This is a genomic window from Magnetococcales bacterium, from assembly GCA_015231755.1.
Lineage (GTDB): Bacteria > Pseudomonadota > Magnetococcia > Magnetococcales > Magnetaquicoccaceae > Magnetaquiglobus.
Genome location: JADGAZ010000011.1, coordinates 19,729 through 39,672, shown reverse-complemented (window position 1 = coordinate 39,672; position 19,944 = coordinate 19,729). Strand labels below are relative to the sequence as shown.

The following is a 19,944-nucleotide window of genomic DNA, read 5'->3' as shown; positions in this document are numbered from 1 at the left end:
TCCTCACCGCAATCTGATGATCCTGTCCGATCACCCGGTGAGGGTAGAATCTTCTTTTGGTTAATGTTGTTTGGATAAATACAGAGCAACGACAATGCCAAGACGTGCAATCGAGCAAGAATGCGCTTCAGCAGGATATTCGAGAGAAAAAGGGGTGAAAGAAAATTTGTCTGACAGAGAGGAATCGTCGGCGTACTGAAACGTCAACCATATAGAAACAATCATGAATTACAAGAAAGGAAACTTTCCAGACGTGTTGTCTTTTCTTTACACGGTTTATTCCCCCGCTTCCGATTCAGACAAATTTTCCTTCAAACGACCCACCACCGTTCCCGCCAGGACCAGATTGCCATCGAACAGATGTACCATCAGCTGCTCGACATCCTCCATCCAGGAGGTTTTCAGAAGCTGTTGCTGCAACAAGGAGGTCTCGTTCATGGCATCGACGACATTGCTTTGCCGCACGAGATCCTCCAGCACGCCCACGTGGTTCCTGGCCTGATCCAGGGCTTCCCGGTCCAGGGAACGACCGGTCTCCCCCCGGGTCTCCAGCAGTGACTGCACAGAGCCCATCACCTGGGAAAGGCAGGAGAGAAACTGGTTCAAGGCTTCCTTCACGGCAGGAGCGTCCGGACCGCATCCCGGTACGCAAACCCCCTCCAAAGCCCGGGCGGCGAGCATCAAATCCTGCGCCCCCAGGTTGCCGGACACACCGGCCAGGGCATGCAACAACTGCCGGGCCGGGCCGTCATCCCCCGCCTGCAACCGTTGCGACACCTCCAGACCGGACCGGGCATAGGTCTGACCAAACTTGCGCAACAAAACGCGATACAACAGCTTGTTGCCCAAGACTCTCCCCAGTCCCATCTCCAACTCGATACCCGGCAGTTGCGCAGGCAGCAGCGCATCCTCCTCCATCGGGTTCTCCACCGGTTTGGAAACGACAGGCAAGGCTGAAACGGGACCGGGACCGGCATCAGGATCGAAAGCGGGATCCGAGGCCGGTCTGGCCAAGGATCGAACCCAACGCTTCAAGGTGGCATACAGCAACGTCCGATCGATGGGTTTGGCCAGATGATCGTTCATGCCGGACTCCAGACAGCGTTGACGATCGCTGCTGAAGGCGTAGGCGGTCATCGCGATGATGGGTAAATCGCGCAACCGGGGGATCGCTCTCAAGCGACGGGCCACCTCGAAACCATCCAGATCCGGCATTTTCAGATCCAGCAACACCAGATCGCAGATATGGTTTTCCAGGAGTTCCAGGGCCTGCCGTCCGCTTCCGGCCACCAGCACCTCCACCCCCACCCGCTGCAACAGTTCGGTAATGATCAATTGATTGATCTCCACATCCTCGACCACCAGCACATGCGCCCCTGACAGATACTCCCGGGCGCTCTGGAGATCTTCGTCCAGACCGGAAAGCGCGCCGCCGATGGACTCCCCCTCCTCCAGGGGCAGGGACGCCACACCGAAAAAGGCGGTGAAGGAAAAGGCGCTCCCCAGACCGGGTTGGCTATCGACCCGGAACTCTCCCCCCATCAACGTCACCAGATGACGACAGATGGCCAAACCCAATCCGGCCCCTCCGGAACGGCGCGCCAGCCCCTGATCCCCCTGGTAGAACGGCTGAAACAGCTGTCGCAACTGACTTGCGTCCATGCCGCATCCGGTATCGGTCACGGTGAAACGCAACCCCACCTCCTGCTCACCCGGATGCGCCAACTCCACTGCCAGGGATACACTCCCCTGATCGGTGAATTTGATGGCATTGTTCATCAGGTTCAATAGTACCTGACCCAGACGCTGGGGATCCCCATGCAACGCCGGAGGCATGGCCGGATCCACCTGGATCCGCAGGTCCAACGGCTTGCGATTCAACGTACCAACCAGTGTCATCAAGTTGTTCAGTACATCCATCAGACGGAACGGGAGCAGTTCCATGACCAACGCCCCGGCCTCCACCTTGGAAAGATCCAACAAGTCGTCGATGATCCGGGAGAGGGCTTTGCCCGCCTCCTGGATCTTGAGAAGATAGGGATGGATCACCGTGTCCTTGGTATGCAAAGAAGCCAGAAAACCCAGATTGATCACGGCATGCAAAGGGGTTCGGATTTCATGACTGATGCTGGCCAGGAAAATGTTCTTGGCCTTGTTGGCCAGCACCGCCTCGTCCTTGGCGTTCTGCAAGGCCACCTCCGTCGCCTTGCGTTCGGTGCTGTCGGTGATGATGGCGATCACGCTGCTGTCCATGTCGGGGAGATCCGGCATCCGCCGCCCCATCAGATGTCCCCAGAAGACAGAACCATCCCGACGCACATAAAGACGTTCCACATCCACCTGGATCTGACTGGTCAAACTGTGTCTGGCCACCTCGTGCAGACTGGGATGGACCAGATCGAAATAAGAGAGCGTCGGCAGATCCTCCCTGGGATAGCCGAACATCTCCATCATGCTCCGGTTGGCCAGCAGAATCCGCCCGGAAAGATCCAGTTGCATGATCGCGGCAATGGAGGCATCGAAAATGGCCTGCAACTGGGAACGATGACGACGTACCGCCGCCTCGTCCTGCTGCTGCCTGTGGCGCAATCGCAACAAATGAAGGCTGTGACCCACATTGGCAGCGATCTCGCTGAACAGTTGCACCTCTTCGTCCACGAAGGCATAGGGCTGATCCGCATAGACGTTGAGCGCCCCCGAGCAGTGGCCCGCATAACAGATGGGAAAAGCGGCAGAACTGGCGTATCCCCGCTCGTCGGCGACCTTCAGCCAGGGAGAAAACGACGCATTGGCGCCGGAATCCTGGTTCAGCACCGGTTGACCGGTACGGATCGCCCGGCCTGTCGGCCCCTGCCCCAGTTCCGAATCCCCCCAGGAGATGCGCAGATGATCCAGATACCCCTCCTCGAATCCGGCATGGGCAACCGGTCGTACCCACCGTTCGGGTCCGTGTTCGGCCAGACCGATCCAAACCAGACGATAACCGCAACACTCCTGAATGATGGTGCAGATGTTTCGGAACAGTTGTTCCTCGTCCCGAGCACAATAGCCGATCGCATTGCAGCGGCTCAGCGCACGATACGCACGATTGGACTTCTCCAACTGCCGGATGTAGTACTGCTCCTGCTCTTCTGCCCCCCGGCGTTCGGTCACATCCAGCAGCACCCCGATCACCCGTTTGATCCGACCGGATTTGCCCCGGAAAACCGCTCCTTTTTCCAGCACGAAGCGTTGCTGTCCATCCGGACGCACGATGCGATAGGAGCGCATGAAGCTGTTTTCCCGTTCGATCCGGGCATACAACTCCCACATGGTCTGCGCCCGATCATCCGGATGAACGCATTGCTGAAACGTGATCCGGTTGGCTTCCACGGCGCCCATCGGCAGACCCAACAGGGAGTACAACGTCTCGGACCACACCTCCCGATCCGGGTAGGGATCCCAATCCCAACTGCCCACCAGTGCCAACTGCTGGGAAAGATTGAGACGATCCATGCTCTTGCGCAACAACGCCTGGGTGTTGTTGACCCACCACAACCGCAGCCCGATTGCCGCCATGGCCAGCACGAACAGGATCGCCACCACCGAAAACCAAGTCTGCATCCGCAAGGGGGCGTACACCTCCTCCTGGTCGATCTTGGCCACCATGACCCAGGGCATGCGCCGCATGGGAATGGTGGCGGCCAACACCGATTCCCGGCGGTAATCCCGTCCCTCCATGATGCCCCGCTCTCCGGTCACGCCACGCACGGCGGGAATGTCACTGCCCGCGACGATCGGCAGACGGAACTGCAACGTGGTATTCTTGCGATGGCGCAACTCGTTGAGAAACACCACCTCATCCCCATCCCGGGTCACCAGCAGCGTTTCCGCACTGCGACTGGGAGTTGGCCATTCGCTCAACAAAGGATAGAGAAATTGATGCACATCGATGGAAAGAAGCAGCGCGGCAACCCGCTTGATCCCCGCGGCACTCTCCAGTTCCATCGGCGCGATCACGTCCAGACGGATGGTGCCGGAGGAGGCTGGATCCAAACGGATCGATGAAAAACGGATCTGCCCATCGGCCATGGATTCCCGGACCAGACGTTGACACGCCTCATCCACCCCGGTGCCGGGAGAGGTGGCCAGCAACACCTCGCCCGACTCCGACAACAGCAGGATCTCCCGATACTGCAACAGGGATTTTCTGGAGTTCAACCGACCCAGAATCATTCTGGACAGGTCGTCCGGTTGGCGACCCTGGTTCAACCACAGGGCCACGGTCTGGGACAACATGGAATTCTTCTGCAACAACAAGGCATCCCGATAATACTGCTCCACCCAGTCGTCGATCTGACGCGCTTTCAGGGTGCCGATCCCCAACATTTTCTCCTGGAATTCCCGCTTCAGATTGGCCTTCTGGGTCTGCGCGAACATCACGACGGTCCCGACGCTCACCACCAGCAACACCATAAAAACAATCAGAGGCAATAAACCAAAAACCGGACGGTCCAATGATCGGACCATCAGCTCCCGTTTGCCGGCTCCCATCGCAGAAAACATAGGCCTCCCCCCTCCGGGTTTCCTCTACCATGGAAATCACGAACCGATTATTTTAGGCATGCATTGCCGCCCCGCGACTTATGAAAGGCCCCTTACGAACCGGTAGCCAGTTTTGCCAGGATATCTTTGGATACTACCGCAGCGCGTCAGGCCTTGCAAGCGCAAAGCACGGACAAACCGCATGCAATTCATGCAAATAGTATGATCGTCCCCCGCGACGTGGCGCGGGATGCCGCATAAAGCTCTGGTATTCTCCCACCGGTTCCTATATCCTTTCATTGCTGGGTATCATTGACAAACACGATGGGATTTTGCACAACACGACTCCGCCCGCCTGACATGTTTGGCACGGGCGGATCAGACCCACTTTCCCGACAGGATGATCACAGCATGACAACCCGCTGCACCGCCGCCACGATCGTCTTGGTGGATGACGACGAGTGGATCCTGAATACCACACGTTTGTGGCTTCTGAATGCCGGGTTCACCTCCATCGTGGTCTTGAACGACAACCGCGAACTGTTGCCCATGTTGAACGACAACCTGGTCGGCGTGGTGGTTTTGGACCTGATGATGCCCCACTGCTCCGGACAGGAACTCCTGCCGGAGATCACCCGTCTGCATCCCGAAGTGCAAGTGATCGTGATGACCGGTTCCCAGGAGATCGATTCCGCCGTCACCTGCATGAAACATGGCGCCATCGATTACCTGCTCAAACCGGCGGATCCCGACCGGCTGGTCACCTGCGTACAAAATGCCATGCAGATCTACAATCTGCGCAGCGAGTTGCATGCGATCCGTCGCCACCTGAACACCGAGACACCGGCCAATCCTTCCGCCTTCTCTCCGATCCTGACCCGCAGCCGAATGATGCAGCAGTTGTTCAAATATCTCGAAGCGGTCTCCCTCTCCCCGGAACCCCTACTCATCACCGGTGAGACCGGCGTGGGCAAGGAGTTGTTCGCCCGGGCCTGCCATGACGCGGGCTGCCGCACCGGCGCTTTCATCGCCGAGAATGTCGCCGGCCTGGATGAGCTGGTTTTCACCGATACCCTGTTCGGTCATCGTCGGGGTGCCTTCACCGGGGCGGACCAGGACCGGAAAGGGCTGGTGGCCCAGGCGGCGGGTGGCACCCTTTTTCTGGATGAAATCGGCGACATCGGCCCGGCTGCCCAGATCAAGCTGTTGCGCTTTCTTCAAGAAAAGCAGTATCTGCCCCTGGGCATGGACCATCCGGTGCGCACCGATGTCCGGATCGTCGCCGCCACCTTGCGGGATCCGAACGAACTGGTCGCCAAGGGACTGCTGCGACGGGATCTCTATTATCGTCTTTCGTTCCACCAGTTGCACATCCCACCGTTGCGGGAGCGCAAGGAGGATATCCCCCTGCTGACGGTCAACTTTCTGGAAGAGGCCGCCGCGGCCCTCAACCGACCCACTCCCACGCCCCCCCAGGCCCTGTTCGACCATCTGGCGGTCTATCCTTTTCCAGGCAATGTGCGGGAACTCAAAGCCATGGTCTTCGACGCGGTTTCCCGCCACCAGGGCCATGTCATGTCCCTGGACTGTTTCCGCGCCTTGCAACCGGGACGCCATGGAACGCCCTCTTCCCCCGCACGCCTCGACGATCAAGGCCCCTCCATCCAATTTTCCCAGACCAGCTTTCCCACCCTCAAGGAAGCGGAAGAACTGCTCATCCGCGAAGCCCTCCTCCGCGCCGGGGGCAAAAAAAGCGTTGCCGCCGCCCTGCTGGGCATCACCCGACAGGCCCTGTACAGCCGCCTGTCCAACAACAAACCATCCCCCTCCTGAAAAACCAACCGCCACAGCCTTTGGCCCTACAAACCCTGTAAAGATTGCTTGAAATTGGCGGAAAACTTGTCATTCAGGTCATTTTCTCCTGCAATGACCGGAGTTTCCCCAACTTTTCCACCTTGTTCCCGTTGACCCCCCGTTCCATCCTGTCAAGAATTCTTTCGCGACTTTTCCACCCCATCCCCGAACAAAGGCCCGCAGATTACAGTAATCCATTCTGGCGTTCATATTGCTTGATCTTTAATCCACCCACTCACTGTCTGAACCACTTTAAAATGTGTTTCGGGAGCATCACACCATGAACGAACAGAAAGACCTGGTGGAAAACGCAGCCAGACCCTCCCTCCTGATCATCGATGATCAACCCTTCAGCATTTTTATTCTGGGTCAATTGCTGCAACAGGAATATCGGGTGGATTTTGCCACCGGAGGCACGGAAGGATTACAAAAAGCCCGCCAACTGCAACCGGATCTGATCCTGTTGGATGTCTCCATGCCGGATATGGATGGCTACACCGTTTGCCAACATTTGAAACGCGAAGAGAGCACCCGCTCGATCCCCGTGCTGTTCATCACCTTGTTGAGCGACATCGAAAACGAATGCCACGGTCTGCAACTCGGCGCCCTGGATTACATCACCAAACCGTTCAACGCCGATACGCTCACCAAGAAAATCAAGAATCATCTGCGCACCCAACAACAACTGCGCACCCTGGCCACCGCGAACCAGGAGATGGTCCGCCAAGCCCGATCCAGGGAGTGGGTGGAACAGTTGACCCTCCACGATCTGAAAAGCCCCCTGGGATGGATCATCAATCTCCCCACCCTGTTGGAGGATATCGAGGGAACCACCCACGCCCATCTGGAAGTGGCCTCCATGGCGGGGAAAGCCGCCTATCGCATGCTGGATACCATCAATCACGCCATGGATCTGTACAAACTGGAAAACCAGGATATGGACTTGCCCAACGATTCCATCGATCTGACCGATCTGCTCAACCAGGTGTGCCGCGACATGCAGCCGGTAGCCGCCGCCAGAAAGATCAACCTGCGGATCGTGAAGGCACAAGAGACCGGATACACAGTCCAAGGCGCCTTTCATCTGCTTTATTCCCTGTTCGGGAACCTGCTCAAAAACGCCATCGAGGCCTCCCCGGATCAGCACGATGTCACCATCCGTCTGTTTCCAGGCCATACGGTCCAGATTCACAACCACGGCGCCGTCCCCGAGATGATCCGGAAGAACTTCTTCGAGAAATTCGTCACCCACGGCAAAAGACACGGCTCCGGTCTGGGTTCTTACGCGGCGTCGCTGATCAGCAAATTGCACAAGGGCAACATCATGCTGTGCGCGGGCATGGAAGAGACCGAAATCGCGGTCCAACTCCCGGCAAGCCCAACACCATGACCCACGCGCCCCGCGAGGCGTCTTAAAGCAACACCGCCATCACAGACACGAAATCGAAAAAAAATCCCGGTCTGTGCTTTTTTTAGGAACCAATATGATACCAATTTAGTCTTAATTAATGTCTCAAGCAAGCATCCAACCAAGGAGCGATATCATGGAACCACATGAATTTTCCAAAGAAAGCCAACAACTGCTGGCCTCGGGAAACGCCCAAGGCTGCATTGAGCAGATCACCCGGGAAGTGGCCGCCGACCGGGCATCCATCCCGCAACTTCTGGCACGGGCGATTGCCCATATGTGGCTGTCCCACTACCCGGAATCCCTCGCCGATTGTGAGGCCGTCATGCGGATCGATCCCGACAACAGGCAACTTTATTTCATTCGTGGTGCGGTATTCCGCAGAATGAACCGTCTGGACGACGCCGTCGCCAATTTGACCCAGGCCATCGATGTCCATCCGGAGTACGGCATCGCTTTTCTGGAACGGGCCTACTGCTACACGGCCATGGGACATTCCATGGCGGCGGAGCGGGACCTGCAAACCGCCTTGATGCTGATCGAGGCCGCGCTTCAGGGTTTTTGTGACTCCATGGGGGTGATGCGCACCCAAATGGATGCCACGGAGTCCCTGATGAATGGAGAGCGGGATTATCCGCGTCTGTTCCTCTCTCCCGCGGAAATCGAAAACCTGAAACGCACGCTCCATTGATGAACAGGGAGCGGTTTTAAAAAGCCAGGGGAGTTTCCGTTCCACCAGGGACGATCCCACACCATCACACTCCACCCACACCCGGTCGAGGAAGATGCCATGTCAGCCATCAATCGCATGACCGAGTACGCCACAATCGTGATGGTGCGCCTCGCGGCGGAACAGTCCCAACCCATCAGTGCCGCCGGACTGGCCGCCGAAATTCCCCTGGCTCCCACCACGCTGCGGAAACTGTTGCAGGTTCTGGCCAACCGGGGATTGTTGATCTCCCGGAAGGGACGCAATGGCGGTTTCATCCTGGCGCGTCCCGCCTCGGAGATCAACCTGGCCCAGGTGATGGATGCCATGAACGATCCATTGGAACTGATCCCATGCCACAACCCCACCAGCGTGTGCACGCTTGCCCATGTCTGCAAACCGCGTCCCCACTGGATGCGCATCAACCAGGGAATCCGTTCCCTGCTGGAAAACACCACCCTGACTCAGATGATTGCCGAGGCCAAGGAGCCCGCACCATGAACGACAGACCAGTGGTCGCCAGCGCCATGGCGCGCAGTTACAAATATGGCTTCGTCACCCCGATCCAGTCCGATACCATGACACCAGGACTCGATGAACAGGTGATCCGACTGATCTCCGCCAAAAAACAGGAACCGGCATTCATGCTGGAGTGGCGATTGGCCGCCTATCGACATTGGCTGGGCATGACCGAACCCGACTGGTCGAGCGTGCGTTATCCACCCATCGATTATCAGGCGATCAGTTATTACTCTTCTCCTCTTGCCGACAACCCGGATGCGGTCGCCTTGAAAGATGTGGATCCGGCCCTGCTGGCCACCTACGAAAAGCTGGGCATCCCCCTGGATGAACGCCTGGCTCTGGCTGGAGTGGCGGTGGACGCGGTGTTCGACAGTGTGTCGGTGGCCACCACGCATCAAAAGAAATTGGAGGAAATGGGCATTTTGTTCTGTTCCATGTCCGAAGCGGTCCGAAAATACGGGGCGCTGGTGCGTCGTTATCTGGGTTCGGTGGTGCCGCCCGGGGACAACTTCTTCGCCGCTCTGAACGCGGCGGTCTTCAGCGATGGCACGTTTTGCTACATTCCGCCGGGTGTACGCTGCCCCATGGAACTGTCCACCTATTTCCGCATCAACGCGGCCCGGACCGGCCAGTTTGAACGCACCCTGATCATCGCGGACGAATACAGCCACGTCGGTTATCTGGAAGGGTGCTCGGCACCCCAGAGGGACCGCCATCAACTTCATGCCGCCGTGGTGGAACTGATCGCCATGGAAGGGGCGGAGATCCGGTATTCGACGGTGCAAAACTGGTATCCCGGAGACGCCGAGGGACGGGGAGGCATCTACAATTTCGTGACCAAACGGGGCGAGTGCCGGGGAGACCACTCCCGCATCTCCTGGACCCAGGTGGAAACGGGTTCCGCCATCACCTGGAAGTATCCCAGCGTGATTCTGCGCGGCGCGGGATCGAGCGGACAGTTCCATTCCGTGGCGTTGACCAACCATCACCAGCAGGCCGACACCGGCACCAAGATGATTCACATCGGCGCCAATACCACCAGTACGATCCTGAGCAAGGGGATTTCCGCCGGACACGGGCACAACGCCTACCGGGGGCTAGTCAAGATGCTGGCGGGGGCGAAAGGAGCGCGCAATCACAGTCAATGCGACTCCCTGCTGTTGGGCGGACACTGTTCGGCCCATACCTACCCTTACATCGAGGTCAAGAATCACAGCGCCAACGTGGAACACGAGGCAACCACTTCCCGCATCAGCGAGGATCAACTGTTCTACTGCCAGCAACGGGGCCTGAGCAGCGAGGAGGCGGTTTCCCTGATCGTCAATGGATTTTGTCAGGAAGTCTTGAGCGAACTGCCCATGGAATTCTCCGTGGAGGCGCGCAAACTCCTGGCCGTCAGCCTGGAGGGGAGTGTGGGATGAACATTCTGGAAGTCCGCAATCTGCATGTCACCGTCATGAACAAACCCATCCTGTGGGGAGTGGAACTGGACCTGAAACCCGGCGAAGTCCACGCCATCATGGGACCCAACGGTTCCGGCAAAAGCACTCTGGCCAACCTCCTGGCGGGACGGGAGGATTGTCAGGTGACCTCCGGAGAGGTGATCTATCGGGGACGGAATCTGTTGGCCATGCCTCCGGAAGAACGGGCCCGGGAAGGGGTGTTTCTCGGGTTCCAGAATCCGGTGGAAATCCCTGGCGTCAGCAACACCCGACTGTTGAAAGAGGCCTTCAATGCCCATCAACGCCATCATCAACGACCGGAAATGGATGCCGTGGCCTTTCGTGATCACCTCAGCGACCGGGCCAAACGGCTCGGATTGTCCGAGGAGTGGTTGCACCGACCGGTGAATGTGGGGTTTTCGGGAGGCGAGAAAAAACGCAACGAATTGCTGCAACTGATGGTCCTGGAGCCCCATCTGGCCATTCTCGACGAAATCGATTCCGGGTTGGATATCGACGCCCTGGCCCTGGTGGCGGAAGGAATCAACGCCTTGCGGGATCAGCAACGCTCCATGCTCCTCATCACCCACTATCCCCGCCTGCTGGAGCAGGTGCCTCCAGACCATGTGCATGTGCTCATGGGAGGGAAGATTCTTTTGTCCGGGGGGATGGAGTTGGCCAGAACACTCGAAAAACAGGGATACGGCTGGCTTGAGGAGATGGCGACATGAACACCATTTTGCACACCTGCCAAACCCGATTCAACGCCAACGGCGCGCAACTGCCTGGATGGAACGCCCTGCCGATCCGCAGCAGTCGTCAGGAGTCCCTGCAACGCGGTCTGGAGAGCGGTCTGCCAACCCAGAAACTCGAAACCTGGAAATACACCCCAACCCGAACACTCTCCCGGGACAACTGGGGGTTTCCCGCCAACGGTTGCGTGGGAATCGACCTGGAGGATCTCGATGTGTTCCTGGTGGACCGTCGGGAGGCCTATCGACTGGTGTTCGTCAATGGCGCGCTCTCCCGTCCGCTCTCCTGCCTGAAGGATCTGCCCGTCGGAATCCGGGTGGAAAGCATGGCGAGAATGGCCCGGGAGTCCCCTGCCGTGCTCACACCCTATCTGGACAACTTTCTGGCCGGCAACGATCAGGGATTTGCGGAAATCAATCATGCCTTGTGGCTGGATGGCGCCTTTGTCCAACTGCCGCCGGGGAGCAGACTGCCCAAACCCTTGCAACTGCTGTTTCTCACCACCGCCTTTCAAGAACCGATCGTCACGCTGCCCTGGAACGTGGTGGTGGCCGGAAACGATGCCCAGGCGACGGTGATCGAAAGTTACGCCACCCTGGGTCAGGCCAGCCATTTCACCAATGCCTACACGACCCTGATTCTGAACCCACAGGCCAGACTGGAACATCTGCTGCTGTTGGCGGAAAGCCGTCTGGCCCATCATGTGGGCACCGTGCAGGCCATACAGATGGACCGCAGCCAACTGGATTCCAAAATCTTCTCCATCGGGGGAGAACTGACCCGTCAGGAACTGCACATCACACTGGCCGGCGAGGAGTCGGCCTGCGTACAGGAGGGCTTGTTCCTGGCTGACGGGCGACAACACATGGATTTTCACACCTGGGTCCACCACACCCGCTCCCACACCCTGTCCAGACAACAGTTCAAGGGGGTTCTGGATGATCAGGCGCACGGGGTGTTCAACGGAGTGGTGCGGGTTCCCCAAGGTCTGCACCATATACACGCGCACCAGAAAACCGCCAATCTGCTGCTGTCAGACAGCACGGAAATCGATGCCAAACCCCAACTGGAAATCCACAGCGACGCCGTGCAATGCAACCATGGCGCATCCGTCGGCACCCTGGACCAGGAAGCGCTGTTTTATCTGCGCAGTCGCGGACTGGATCCGGATGCCGCCCGCAGGGTGCTGGTCCATGGATTCGCCGACGAACTGTTGCAACGGGTCAAACCGGACGCTGTGCGGAACTGGGTCGGACAATGCCTTCATCTGGGAGAAACATCGCCATGAAACCGGATCGGGATCTTTACGAAGAGGTGATTCTGGATCACAACCGGAATCCCTTCCATTACATGCACACCCCACCCAACACCACCCATCGTGCCCATGGATTCAACCCCACCTGCGGCGATGAGTTCACCCTCTCCTTGCAAATCGAAGACGGGGTGATTCAACACGCCGGTTTTGATGGGGCGGGCTGTTCGGTTTCCGTCGCGGCGGCCTCCATGATGACCGAGGTGCTGGAAGGGTTGAGCGTACCCGAAGCGGAAACCCTGTTCCAGCAGATGACCGCCTTCTTGCACGGTGATCCCGTCACGCCCCGGGCAAAGGACAGGCCATTGGGCAAACTGGAACTGGTGGGGGGATTTCTCGACTATCCGGACCGCATCAAATGCGCCAATCTGGCCTGGTTCATTCTGCACGCAGCCCTGAAACAAGACTCCAAGACCATCAGCACCGAATGAACCGGGAGAACGGATATGCAAACTTCTAAAGAGTGGCTCGATGTGGCCCGGGTGGAGGATTTTCCTCCAGGTTCCATGCGCAGCGTGACAATGGATGGTCGGGACGTGGTTGTCTTCCATGTGGATGGAAGCTTTCATGCCCTGTTGGACTGTTGCACCCACGACGGCGGGGATCTGTCCAGCGGCACCCTCGCCGGCGCAGAGATCATCTGTCCCCGGCATGAAGCCCGCTTTGATGTCCGGACCGGCATGGTGCGCGCGCCTCCCGCCTACGAGGATGTCCCTGTGGTGGAGGTTCGGGTCTGCCATGACCGGGTACAGTTGAAACGGTAATCCACACACAAACGGAGTCCTGCCATGTACAACGCGACCGTTCTGAACACGACTTTCGTGACGCCCCTGATCATGATCCTGCAAGTCAGGTTGGACAAAAACAATTTTGACTTCATTCCCGGTCAATACACGGTGCTGGGACTGAAATGGTCGGAGCCCAGGGTGTCGGAAGCCGATCCGGAAGAGGTTCCCGCGGAAAAACAGCACGCCCTGATCCGACGCGCCTATTCCATCACCAGCAGCTCCCGGTCGAAGGAGTATCTGGAATTTTACATTTCCATGATCACCAGTGGCGAATTGACGCCGCGTTTGTTTCATCTCAAACCGGGTGACCGGCTGTATGTGGGGGACGGCTCCAAAGGGATGTTCACCTTGAAGGATGTGCCGCCGGACCGCAACATTCTGCTGGTGGGGACCGGAACCGGGTTGGCGCCTTACATCAGCATGGTACGCAGCTTGGCTCTGGAGGTCCGGACTCCAGCGGTTTCCATGACGGTGATGCATGGAGCCACGTATTCATGGGATCTGGGATATCGGGCCGAACTGGAATCCCTGACGCGACGTTGTCCAAAATTCCACTACTTTCCGATCGTTGCCTGTCCAACCATCGACAAGAACTGGCACGGACCTTCCGGCAGGTTGCAGCAATGGTTGACCCGACCCGACATTGACGCATTGTGCGGCCTGCCGATTGATCCGGAACGGACCCACATCTTCTTGTGCGGCAATCCGGTCATGGTGGAGTCCGTCAGCCAGCTTCTCAGTTCCAAAGGTTATACCCATGGCACCCGGCATCAACCGGGAACTCTGCATCTTGAAAAATTCTGAGGAAACGGTCATGAACCATTATACCGGCATACACCATGCGGCATTTGCCACCAAAAATATCGAACTGACCGTGCGCTACTGGAGGGATCTGTTGAAAATGCCCCTGATCTACTCCTACGGTCAACCCGGATCCCGGCAATATTTCTTCCGCATTGGCACCAGCTGCAAGATTTCATTTTTTGAATGGCCGAACGTGGAAAAAATCCCTCTCAAAAGGCACGGAGATCCCGTGAATGGTCCCTTCGCCTTTGATCACATCTCGATTGGCGTGGATCACGAGGAGGCCTTGTGGGAACTGCTGGCCACTCTGGAAGGGGCCGATTTCCCGGTATCGGACGTAGTCAACCATGGTTACTTCTATTCGCTTTATTCTTATGATCCCAATGGCATCCCTGTTGAATTCAGTTGGGATCGCCCCGGCAGCGGCGATCGACTCCGCCATTCAGAGCCGCACCGCGACCATGGGCCCGAATCCGACATCGCCTCCGAACCACTGGAGGACCAATGGCCCGCCCCTTTCCCCATTCTTCCGGAAGAACGCATTATCGTGGATGGGGAAGGAAGCGAGAATGGGGAAAAAATCGGGGATGGCACGACTGAACCAACGGCGTTGATGGCTGAAGTGTGACCACAACCCAAAAAAACCACCGGAGGCCCTGCCCATTTTTCAGGCCCATTTCTCGGCACGGCGGAGTCGTGACCTAAAGCGGCCACTTGCCGGATCGCTCCCCGGCGGGTGGACTCTTCAACAACAGACCCGGGAACGTCCAGCCGATTTGGCGCGGTACAAGGCCTCGTCCGCCTGGTGCGACCAGCTTTCCAAAGAGTCGTTGGGCCTCCACAAGGCCAGTCCGACGCTCACCCCCAAAGCCGGAAAACCGGGAACCCGAATATCCAGCCCCCGGATCGAGGCACAGAGACGCTCCATGAGTTGACCGGCGTTTTCAAGTGTGGTGTTCGGCAGAATCATGATGAATTCATCGCCGCCCACCCTGGCCAGCAGATCCGAGTCCCGCACCATCCGGGAAAAAGTTTGCGAAACGGTTTGTAGCACCTCATCCCCCCTGCCGTGGCCGAGACGGTCGTTGATCACCTTAAAATGGTCCAAATCCATACAGGCCAGCACCAGAGGATGACCCTGACGGTTGGCCGTGGCCATTTCGGTGATGGCGCGTTCTTCGAAAACCCGTCGATTGGCCAAACCGGTCAACGCATCCCGACGCGCCAGATCATACAGCCTCTCGTAAGCCAATGCGCGATTCAAAGGCCCCATGAGTTCTTTCAAGATCTCCTCTTCAAAATTCTGAAAAGGAGGCACCAGCAACTCCGGCTTGGGGTGGACAATCAGCAGGCAATCCTTGTCCTGCCTGTCCAACTGCCAGAAGTGATAATACAGATCGGATTGCCGGAAACTTCCCACCTGCCTTTCCGCGGACGAGTGGGAGATCAATTTGTTGAAGATCGCGTTCAGTTGCAGACGGGGAGGCACGCGACAGGAATCGTGAGAGCAGGCGGAACAGATCCGTCTCCCTCCCAAAAACCGGAAAGCGACCAGATAGTGGGTGGTGATTTGGCTGAGCCAGCGCGAAAAGGCCCCAATCATGGCATCCAGGTCCACCGTGGAACCCAGCAGACGATGCATGGCGTAGATTTGACCGTTACGCTCGTTCTCCTGGATGTATTCTTCAATCTCCTCAATCAATTCATGCGCCTGTTTGGCAAATTGCGATGGATTGATCCTGGCGGCATGTCGGCTGGTATGGGAAAGAGTGGTGCCCATTGCGGTTCCTTCCTGTCCGGGTGCAAGGTTCTTGTGTGGGCTTTATGGTGCATCCTGATGATTGAAGGGAACGCAGGTTTTGTTCCAAATCATTTCATGATCCTTTTCAATGGGTTGCCCACGAAAAATCCGTCCATTTGTAAAAAATGCTGACAAACTTGGCCTCCTGTCACAGTCAATATATTGTTATAATTGATAAAAATAAAAAAATCCCACCGGTTGCCAGGATGCGACCGACAGCGTTTTTGACAGTCTCATGAATGCCACGGGCCAAAAACCGGAGGGTTTACAAGAAACGAAAGGTCGCATAATCTAGCTTTCAAACGATTGCCCGACATTTCAAACAAGGCGACACAAACACCCATGCCACATGGAATCATGTTTCACCATTTTCATGACGCGTTCCATCCGCAAGGCCAGGGATCAATCACAGCCGAACACCTGATGGCACTGCTGCGCTCCTATCAGCCCGGTCAATGGCTGGACGCCGACGACTGGCTGGAACGCGCCAAAACCGGCACCCTGGAGCCGCAACATCGCTGCGTCACCTTCGATGACGCGCTGTTGTGCCAGTATGATGTGGCGGTGCCTGTCCTCAAACAGTTGGGAATAACGGCGTTCTGGTTCGTCTACTCCTCCGTGCTACAGGGCAATCGGGAACCTCTGGAGATCTATCGCCTGTTTCGCACCGTCGCCTTTCCCTCGGTGGAGGCGTTCTATCGGGCCTTCTTCAAAACCGCCACCGAACGGCATCCCCGCTGCCAGCCCCATCTCTCCTCACCGACGGCGCGGCAACATCTGGCGGCATTCTCCTTTTATACGGTTGAAGATCGCATTTTCCGCTATTTGCGCGATGAGGTGCTTTCGACCGCCGACTATGCACAGATCATGGATGCCATGATGGATGCCCACGGCTTCGATGTCGCCGCCGCCGCCCGGCAACTCTGGATGCGCGACGCACATCTGCTGGAACTGCATCGGGCCGGACATCGGATCGGACTCCACTCCCATTCACACCCGACCCGTCTCGACCGTCTGCCCCGCGCAGAACAATTCAAGGAATATTTCCTCAATCACACCCATCTGACACGGCTGTTGGGGGAGCGTCCGCGGGCCATGGCCCATCCTTGCAACGCCTACAATGCCGACACCCTGGAAATTCTACAGGAGTTGGGGGTGGAAATCGGATTCCGGTCCAACCGGGCGACCGTGGCTCATCGCACCCTGCTGGAACTGCCACGGGAAGATCATGTCAACCTCTTGCCAGGACACACCGGGAAATGAGTCTCCGATTCCGTTGGGTGGCCATCGAAACCACCACGCATTGCAACAGCAACTGTGCCGTCTGTCCCCACGGCAGCTTGTTCCGTCACCCGTTGACCACCATGCCGGTGGAGCTATTTGAAAAGATCCTGCGGGAGATCGCCACCCACCATCAGGTGGATGAACACATCCGTTTCGGCGGCATGGGGGATCCGAGTTGCGACTCCTCGTTGCTGGAACGGCTGCGTTTCATGCAAAAAGAGACCCCCAATCTGCATCCCCATGTGGCCAGCAACATGGCCTCCTGGAAAAAACGCTACTCCGAGGCCGTGGTGAAGGAACGCTTGTTGCCCGCGATGCGTTTTTCGCTTCTGGGCATGACGCCGGAAGCCAGCCAACGGGTCTACAACCGACCCGATCAAGGCCGACAGGCCTGCGAGGCCATCGACTATTTTCTGGCCTGCAATGCGGCGGCAGGTCATCCGGTGCGCACCGAATTGTATACCCTGCTGCTGCCCGAAGACGACGGCGAGGTAAAACGGATCCAAGCCGCCTACTGGGACCGGGTCGACGACTTCGAGGTCTGGAAACCCCACAGTTGGTCCAACCTGCTGCCGCACCTGCGAAAACGGCAAGAAAAACGACGCACCTGCAGCAAACTGGTCAATCCGGAACCGGTCATCTGCGTGAATGGCGATGTCTGTCCCTGCAGCATGGATGTCAATCGGGATCTGGCTTTCGGCAATTTGCAACATCAGACGTTGCAAGAGATTTACGAACACGCTGCCTGGCAACGGCTGGTCTCTCTCAACCAAAGCGGCGACATCGAAACCGAACCGACCTGCACCGGTTGCACCTTTCTCAATGCCGACAATTCAGAGGTGCTGATCGAACAAAAACAGAGGCACTCATGAATATTCTGGTCCTTGGAGGCAGCGGTTTCCTGTCGGGTCGCTTCACACAGCACGCCTTGCGGGCCGGACACCGGCTGCACTGCGTCACACGGGGCCAAAAACCCCTTCCGGAGGGCGTGACAACCGCCCTGACCATGGATCGCCAAGAGATTCCGGCAAACCTGCCGGATGAACTGGAATATGATCTGGTCATCGATTTCATCGGCATGAATCCGACCCATCTGCAACAAAGCGTCGCCTTGGCGCGCCGGTGTCGGCGTCTGATTTTCATCAGCAGCGATTACGCCTACCACCCGGCGCACCGCAAGCTTTTCCTGCGGGAAGAAGAGGCGATCTTCAGCGATTTGCCCGACTATGGTGGAGCCAAACGGCAGGCGGAAGAGGTGGTACTCCAGGCCGAAGCCGCAGGCCGATTGCAGGCGATCATTTTGCGCCCCCCCCACATCTACGGCCCGGGCAGTTGGCCGGGAACCATTCCCAGACATGGCCGGCGTCCAACGCTTCTGGACGATCTCCGACGGGAAGAGACGCTCCATCTGCTGCATGGCGGACTGGGGCTGATTCAGCCGATTCATGTCGATGACCTGGCACGCATCATCCTGACGCTGATGGACAATGAACAAGCCTATGGCCTGCAATTTTCGGCGGCTGGACCCGATCTGATGACTCATTTGGACTACTATCGCACTCTGGCGGAGTTGTTGAACAAACCCCTGCATGTGCGCCCCTATTGTCCGGAAGGCGCGGCTCCGGATGTCAACGCCTATGTCGGCGGCCATCGTTGTTACGACCGAAGCCGGCTGGAGGGTTTCCTGTCTGGATTTGTTCATACCCCCTTCCGGCAGGCCATGGCCGAATGGGTCGAAAAGCTCGGATAACCGCCGACTGCGTGGAGAGAAAAATCGATGAACAATCAGGTATTGGATGCCATGGTCACGCTGGGTCTGACCACACCGGAAGCTTTGGAGCCGTATTATCCCCAGGTTCGGGACAACCCGGAGATCGAGGTCTTGCGTTGCCGTCGCACAGGCGCCCTGCTGCTTTCCCGCAGCGACCATCAGGATCCGGACTACCACGAGGCCAAACAAAAACTCACCCAGGCGTCCACGGAGGAGCAGGCCTATCACGACGCGCTGTTCCGGCAGTCGATCACCGACGATCAATTGCGCGCCCACAAACACGAATCGCTGATCCTGAACCAACGCTGGCTGGATGTCGGCACGGGAGGCGGTGGCATTCTGCAACTGCTGGGACGCAAGGCCAAAACCGCCCACGGCGTGGAACCGAACCGCCGGGATCGCGAACATCTGCAACAACACGGCACACTCTGTTTTGCGTCAATCGACGACGTTCCGGAAAATCCCCCTTACGATGTGGTGACCCTCTTTCATGTCCTGGAGCACATCCAGGATCAACCCGAATTTCTGCGGGCCATCCGGCGTCGCATGGCACCGGGTGGCACCCTCGTGGTCGAAGTCCCCCACGCCCGGGATCTGCTGTTGAGTCTGTTCGATCTCAACGCCTTCAAGCAATTCACCTTCTGGAGCGAACATCTGGTGCTGCACACCCGCACCACCCTGTTGACCTTTCTGCAAGCCGCTGGATTCCAACGGGTGACGATCGAGGGCATCCAACGTTATCCGCTGGCCAATCATTTGCGCTGGCTGGTGGAGGGAAAACCGAACGGACATCGCGACTGGAGCCATCTGCGGGCCGAGGATCTGGACACCGCTTACGCCAACCTGTTGGCACGGCTGGATATGACGGATACCCTGTTGGCCACCGCCATCGCGTAAGAGGTTCGGCCCATGATGGTGGACCCCGTGTTCAAAATCGAGACCTGCTGGATAAGCGACGCTTCGACTTCGGAG

General features: G+C 57.8%; 17 protein-coding genes. 15 read left to right on the top strand and 2 right to left on the bottom strand.

What is annotated here, in order from left to right; translation table 11 throughout:
* Window positions 1–276: 276 nt before the first annotated feature.
* Entirely contained in the window at window positions 277–4,545 is a 4,269-nt protein-coding gene (locus tag HQL98_08860) for a PAS domain S-box protein (protein ID MBF0272157.1), read from the bottom strand.
* A 390-nt stretch (window positions 4,546–4,935) separates the two neighbouring features.
* Between HQL98_08860 and HQL98_08855 the strand changes: the two genes are divergently transcribed.
* The 11 genes from HQL98_08855 to HQL98_08805 all read left to right on the top strand — a co-directional run bounded on the left by HQL98_08855 (window position 4,936) and on the right by HQL98_08805 (window position 14,744).
* Window positions 4,936–6,357, top strand: a complete 1,422-nt coding sequence (locus HQL98_08855) for a sigma-54-dependent Fis family transcriptional regulator (protein ID MBF0272156.1) — start codon at window positions 4,936–4,938, stop codon at window positions 6,355–6,357.
* Window positions 6,358–6,658: 301 nt separating this feature from the next.
* Entirely contained in the window at window positions 6,659–7,768 is a 1,110-nt protein-coding gene (locus HQL98_08850) for a response regulator (protein MBF0272155.1), read from the top strand.
* A 154-nt stretch (window positions 7,769–7,922) separates the two neighbouring features.
* Window positions 7,923–8,477 (top strand): hypothetical protein, encoded by a 555-nt coding sequence (locus HQL98_08845; protein ID MBF0272154.1) that lies wholly within the window; start codon window positions 7,923–7,925, stop codon window positions 8,475–8,477.
* A 99-nt stretch (window positions 8,478–8,576) separates the two neighbouring features.
* On the top strand, window positions 8,577–8,996 hold the full coding sequence (locus tag HQL98_08840) for an Rrf2 family transcriptional regulator (protein MBF0272153.1): 420 nt from the start codon (window positions 8,577–8,579) through the stop codon (window positions 8,994–8,996).
* Window positions 8,993–10,438 carry a Fe-S cluster assembly protein SufB gene (gene sufB, locus HQL98_08835; protein MBF0272152.1) on the top strand — a complete coding sequence of 482 codons (1,446 nt, stop codon included), beginning with the start codon at window positions 8,993–8,995 and terminating at the stop codon, window positions 10,436–10,438. Before HQL98_08840 ends, sufB begins: the two co-directional genes overlap by 4 nt.
* Window positions 10,439–10,440: 2 nt before the next feature.
* A complete protein-coding gene (gene sufC / locus HQL98_08830; protein ID MBF0272151.1) occupies window positions 10,441–11,190 on the top strand; it encodes a Fe-S cluster assembly ATPase SufC in 750 nt (249 codons plus the stop codon).
* Window positions 11,187–12,500 carry a Fe-S cluster assembly protein SufD gene (gene sufD, locus HQL98_08825; protein ID MBF0272150.1) on the top strand — a complete coding sequence of 438 codons (1,314 nt, stop codon included), beginning with the start codon at window positions 11,187–11,189 and terminating at the stop codon, window positions 12,498–12,500. Before sufC ends, sufD begins: the two co-directional genes overlap by 4 nt.
* The gene (locus HQL98_08820; protein ID MBF0272149.1) at window positions 12,497–12,955 is read left to right on the top strand and encodes an SUF system NifU family Fe-S cluster assembly protein; all 459 of its coding nucleotides are present in this window, start codon (window positions 12,497–12,499) and stop codon (window positions 12,953–12,955) included. Before sufD ends, HQL98_08820 begins: the two co-directional genes overlap by 4 nt.
* A gap of 15 nt (window positions 12,956–12,970) precedes the next feature.
* Window positions 12,971–13,288: a non-heme iron oxygenase ferredoxin subunit gene (locus tag HQL98_08815; protein MBF0272148.1), complete on the top strand. Its 318-nt coding sequence runs from the start codon at window positions 12,971–12,973 to the stop codon at window positions 13,286–13,288.
* Between the two features lie 24 nt (window positions 13,289–13,312).
* Window positions 13,313–14,116 (top strand): ferredoxin--NADP reductase, encoded by an 804-nt coding sequence (locus HQL98_08810; protein ID MBF0272147.1) that lies wholly within the window; start codon window positions 13,313–13,315, stop codon window positions 14,114–14,116.
* 10 nt (window positions 14,117–14,126) lie between these two features.
* Window positions 14,127–14,744: a VOC family protein gene (locus HQL98_08805; GenBank protein MBF0272146.1), complete on the top strand. Its 618-nt coding sequence runs from the start codon at window positions 14,127–14,129 to the stop codon at window positions 14,742–14,744.
* Window positions 14,745–14,861: 117 nt separating this feature from the next.
* On the opposite strand, the gene HQL98_08800 is transcribed toward HQL98_08805, so the two are convergent.
* Window positions 14,862–15,896, bottom strand: coding sequence for a GGDEF domain-containing protein (locus HQL98_08800; GenBank protein MBF0272145.1), 1,035 nt, complete (start codon window positions 15,894–15,896; stop codon window positions 14,862–14,864).
* A gap of 363 nt (window positions 15,897–16,259) precedes the next feature.
* Between HQL98_08800 and HQL98_08795 the strand changes: the two genes are divergently transcribed.
* Genes HQL98_08795 through HQL98_08780 form a run of 4 tightly spaced genes read left to right on the top strand, consistent with a single transcriptional unit; the run spans window position 16,260 to window position 19,869 of the window.
* Window positions 16,260–17,180, top strand: a complete 921-nt coding sequence (locus HQL98_08795) for a polysaccharide deacetylase family protein (protein MBF0272144.1) — start codon at window positions 16,260–16,262, stop codon at window positions 17,178–17,180.
* Window positions 17,177–18,073, top strand: coding sequence for an SPASM domain-containing protein (locus HQL98_08790; protein MBF0272143.1), 897 nt, complete (start codon window positions 17,177–17,179; stop codon window positions 18,071–18,073). The genes HQL98_08795 and HQL98_08790 overlap by 4 nt, the downstream gene beginning before the upstream one ends.
* Window positions 18,070–18,951 (top strand): NAD-dependent epimerase/dehydratase family protein, encoded by an 882-nt coding sequence (locus tag HQL98_08785; GenBank protein MBF0272142.1) that lies wholly within the window; start codon window positions 18,070–18,072, stop codon window positions 18,949–18,951. Before HQL98_08790 ends, HQL98_08785 begins: the two co-directional genes overlap by 4 nt.
* A 27-nt stretch (window positions 18,952–18,978) precedes the next feature.
* A complete protein-coding gene (locus tag HQL98_08780) occupies window positions 18,979–19,869 on the top strand; it encodes a class I SAM-dependent methyltransferase (GenBank protein MBF0272141.1) in 891 nt (296 codons plus the stop codon).
* Window positions 19,870–19,944 lie beyond the last annotated feature (75 nt).

Excerpts from the sequence above, each read along its gene's own strand:
- HQL98_08860 (MBF0272157.1), bottom strand. The coding sequence starts at position 4,545 with ATGTTTTCTGCGATGGGAGCCGGCAAACGGGAGCTGATGGTCCGATCA.
- HQL98_08855 (MBF0272156.1), top strand. The coding sequence starts at position 4,936 with ATGACAACCCGCTGCACCGCCGCCACGATCGTCTTGGTGGATGACGAC.
- HQL98_08850 (MBF0272155.1), top strand. The coding sequence starts at position 6,659 with ATGAACGAACAGAAAGACCTGGTGGAAAACGCAGCCAGACCCTCCCTC.
- HQL98_08845 (MBF0272154.1), top strand. The coding sequence starts at position 7,923 with ATGGAACCACATGAATTTTCCAAAGAAAGCCAACAACTGCTGGCCTCG.
- HQL98_08840 (MBF0272153.1), top strand. The coding sequence starts at position 8,577 with ATGTCAGCCATCAATCGCATGACCGAGTACGCCACAATCGTGATGGTG.
- sufB (MBF0272152.1), top strand. The coding sequence starts at position 8,993 with ATGAACGACAGACCAGTGGTCGCCAGCGCCATGGCGCGCAGTTACAAA.
- sufD (MBF0272150.1), top strand. The coding sequence starts at position 11,187 with ATGAACACCATTTTGCACACCTGCCAAACCCGATTCAACGCCAACGGC.
- HQL98_08820 (MBF0272149.1), top strand. The coding sequence starts at position 12,497 with ATGAAACCGGATCGGGATCTTTACGAAGAGGTGATTCTGGATCACAAC.
- HQL98_08815 (MBF0272148.1), top strand. The coding sequence starts at position 12,971 with ATGCAAACTTCTAAAGAGTGGCTCGATGTGGCCCGGGTGGAGGATTTT.
- HQL98_08810 (MBF0272147.1), top strand. The coding sequence starts at position 13,313 with ATGTACAACGCGACCGTTCTGAACACGACTTTCGTGACGCCCCTGATC.
- HQL98_08805 (MBF0272146.1), top strand. The coding sequence starts at position 14,127 with ATGAACCATTATACCGGCATACACCATGCGGCATTTGCCACCAAAAAT.
- HQL98_08800 (MBF0272145.1), bottom strand. The coding sequence starts at position 15,896 with ATGGGCACCACTCTTTCCCATACCAGCCGACATGCCGCCAGGATCAAT.
- HQL98_08795 (MBF0272144.1), top strand. The coding sequence starts at position 16,260 with ATGCCACATGGAATCATGTTTCACCATTTTCATGACGCGTTCCATCCG.
- HQL98_08790 (MBF0272143.1), top strand. The coding sequence starts at position 17,177 with ATGAGTCTCCGATTCCGTTGGGTGGCCATCGAAACCACCACGCATTGC.
- HQL98_08785 (MBF0272142.1), top strand. The coding sequence starts at position 18,070 with ATGAATATTCTGGTCCTTGGAGGCAGCGGTTTCCTGTCGGGTCGCTTC.
- HQL98_08780 (MBF0272141.1), top strand. The coding sequence starts at position 18,979 with ATGAACAATCAGGTATTGGATGCCATGGTCACGCTGGGTCTGACCACA.